Source organism: Pseudomonas sp. WC2, assembly GCF_050586545.1.
Taxonomy (GTDB): domain Bacteria; phylum Pseudomonadota; class Gammaproteobacteria; order Pseudomonadales; family Pseudomonadaceae; genus Aquipseudomonas.
Genome location: NZ_JBOBDR010000044.1, coordinates 1 through 852, shown reverse-complemented (window position 1 = coordinate 852; position 852 = coordinate 1). Strand labels below are relative to the sequence as shown.

The following is an 852-nucleotide window of genomic DNA, read 5'->3' as shown; positions in this document are numbered from 1 at the left end:
CAAACCCGTGAGCACATCCTGCTGTCCCGTCAGGTAGGCGTTCCGTACATCGTGGTTTTCCTGAACAAGGCTGACCTGGTAGACGACGCAGAGCTGCTGGAACTGGTTGAGATGGAAGTTCGCGACCTGCTGTCCACCTACGACTTCCCGGGCGATGACACTCCAATCATCATCGGTTCGGCTCGTATGGCGCTGGAAGGCAAAGACGACAACGAGATGGGCACCACTGCCGTCAAGAAGCTGGTTGAGACTCTGGACAGCTACATCCCAGAACCAGTTCGTATGATCGACAAGCCGTTCCTGATGCCAATCGAAGACGTATTCTCGATCTCGGGTCGCGGTACTGTTGTGACTGGTCGTATCGAGCGCGGTATCGTTCGCGTTCAAGATCCGCTGGAAATCGTTGGTCTGCGTGACACTACCGTTTCCACCTGCACCGGTGTTGAAATGTTCCGCAAACTGCTCGACGAAGGTCGTGCTGGCGAGAACTGCGGCGTACTGCTGCGTGGTACCAAGCGTGACGACGTTGAGCGTGGTCAGGTTCTGGTTAAGCCGGGTTCGGTTAAGCCGCACACCAAGTTCACCGCAGAAGTTTACGTTCTGAGCAAGGAAGAAGGCGGTCGTCACACTCCGTTCTTCAAAGGCTACCGTCCACAGTTCTACTTCCGTACTACTGACGTGACTGGTAACTGCGAGCTGCCAGAAGGCGTTGAAATGGTAATGCCAGGTGACAACATTCAGATGACTGTTACCCTGATCAAAACCATCGCGATGGAAGACGGTCTGCGTTTCGCTATCCGTGAAGGCGGTCGTACCGTCGGCGCTGGCGTCGTAGCCAAAATCATCGAGTAA

At 54.9% G+C, this 852-nt stretch carries 1 protein-coding gene; it reads left to right on the top strand.

Going from position 1 to position 852, the window contains the following annotated elements; genetic code table 11:
- On the top strand, window positions 1-852 hold an 852-nt coding region (locus ACQ4OE_RS26735; RefSeq protein WP_430948455.1), incomplete at its 5' end, for an elongation factor Tu.